The organism is Spirillospora sp. NPDC046719, assembly GCF_040645715.1.
Classification (GTDB): Bacteria; Actinomycetota; Actinomycetes; order Streptosporangiales; family Streptosporangiaceae; genus Spirillospora.
Window position 1 is genome coordinate 1 of the sequence record NZ_JBEYYT010000819.1, and the last position, 2,043, is coordinate 2,043.

Annotated in this window: 2 protein-coding genes; one reads left to right on the forward strand and one right to left on the reverse strand. The window is 78.2% G+C overall.

Annotated features, from left to right (window positions below; translation table 11 throughout):
* Positions 1-1,081 (reverse strand): GlxA family transcriptional regulator (locus tag ABZ914_RS50600; protein ID WP_500201712.1); only part of this gene is annotated, 1,081 nt, incomplete at its 3' end.
* A 109-nt stretch (positions 1,082-1,190) separates the two neighbouring features.
* Between ABZ914_RS50600 and ABZ914_RS50605 the strand changes: the two genes are divergently transcribed.
* Complete coding sequence (locus ABZ914_RS50605; RefSeq protein ID WP_500201713.1) at positions 1,191-1,955, forward strand: NAD(P)H-dependent oxidoreductase; 765 nt, start codon at positions 1,191-1,193, stop codon at positions 1,953-1,955.
* Positions 1,956-2,043 lie beyond the last annotated feature (88 nt).

Here is a 2,043-nt window from a genome sequence, read left to right on the forward strand (position 1 = left end):
GCCCGCCGCGGCCGGCGCGCCCGACAGCCCGCCGGCCGCGGGCACAGCCCGCCCGGCGGCCCGCCCCCGGCCCGGAACCCGGCCCCGAGCCAGCGGCGGGACCCGAGCCGGAACCCCGGAACGTCGCCCGGTACGCCGACGGCGACACCCCCACCGCCGCCTGCAGACGCGCCCGCAGCGACGCCGCCGTCCCCAACCCCGACCGCTCCGCCACCCGCTCCACCGGCAGATCGGTCTCCTCCAGCAGCTGCCGCGCCCGCTCCACCCGCTGCCGCGCCAGCCACACCGCCGGCGACACCCCCGCCTCCTGCCGGAACCGCCGCGTGAACGTCCGCACGCTCATCGACGCCTGCGCCGCCAGCTCCGCCAGCGTCAGCGGCTCGGCCAGCCGCTCCAGCGCCCACTCCCGCGCCGGACCCGTCGACGCCTCCCGCGGCGCCGCCACCGGACGCGCGATGAACTGCGCCTGCCCGCCCTCCCGGTGCGGCGGCACCACCGTCCGCCGCGCGACGTCCCCCGCGACCGCCGCGCCGTGGTCCCGCCGGATCATGTGCAGGCACAGGTCGATCCCCGCCGCCTCGCCCGCCGAGGTCAGCACGTCCCCCTCGTCGGCGTACAGCACCGCCGGATCCAGGTCCACCCGCGGGAACATCGCGGTGAACCGGTCCGCCGACAGCCAGTGCGTCGCCGCCCGCCGCCCCTCCAGCAGGCCCGCCGCCGCCAGCACGAACGCGCCCGTGCAGATCGAGGCGACCCGCGCGCCGCGCCGGTGCGCCGCGACCAGCGCCGCCGGCACCGGCCCCGCCCCCGGGCACCGCTCGTCCAGCTCGTGCGACGCCGGCACCACCACCGTGCCCGCCTCCTCCAGCGCCTCCAGCCCGGCCGGCACATGCACCTGGAAATCGGCGTCGGTGCGCACCGGGCCCGCCGCCACCCCGCACGACACCACCTCGTACAGCGGCTCCCCGGCCGCCGACCGCGCCCGCCCGAACAGCTGGTGCACGATCCCCAGCTCCATCGGCAGCACACCCTCGCGCACCAGCACCACCACCCGATGCCGGCCGCCTCCACCCCCGCTCATGGCCAGATCCTTGCACATGATGGCCGACCGGCCACTCGTGACGGCCGGCCCGCCCCCGGCAGCATCGGAAACGGACCATCCGACCGCGCTCCGCCAAGGAGGACTCCCGATGAACGTGCTGTGGGTGTTCGCCCACCCCGAACCGCGCTCCCTCAACGGCGCCCTGCGCGACCACGGCACCGCCACCCTGCGGCGCCACGGCCACCGCGTCCGCCACTCCGACCTGTACGCGATGCGCTGGAACCCCGTCGCCGGACCCGGCGACGTCGCCCACGACCCCAGCGAACCCCTGCGCCTGGGACCCGCCACCGAGCACGCCCGCGCCACCGGCGCGCTCGCCCCCGACATCCGCGCCGAACACGCCAAGCTCGACTGGGCCGACGCCCTCGTCCTGCAGTTCCCGCTGTGGTGGCACGGGATGCCCGCCATCCTCAAAGGCTGGTTCGACCGCGTGTTCGTCCAGGGCTACGCCTTCGGCGTCCACGACGCCGACGGCCGCGCCCGCCGCTACGGCGACGGCGGCCTGACCGGGCACCGCGCCCTCGTGGTCACCACCGCCGGCGCCCGCGCCACCGGCCTCGGCCCCCGCGGCGTCCACGGCGACGCCGAGGACATCCTGTTCCCCCTCCTGCACGGCACCCTGTTCTACAGCGGCATGGACGTCCTGCCGCCCCTGGTGATCACCGGCGCCGACCGCGCCGGACCCGCCGAGCACGCCCGCGCCGCCGCCCGCCTCGACCGGCGCCTCACCGCCCTGCCCACCGCCGACCCCATCCCCTACCGGCCCGAACGCGGCGGCGGCTACGACGACGACCTGGTCCTGCGCCCCGACCTGGCCCCCGGGCGCACCGACCTCGCCGTTCACCGCACCTGACCCCGCACACGCCACCCCGCGCACGCGCACCGGCCCTCACCGCGGCCGCGCCTCACCCGCCCGTGCCCGCGCCGGTGCGGGCGGTCCG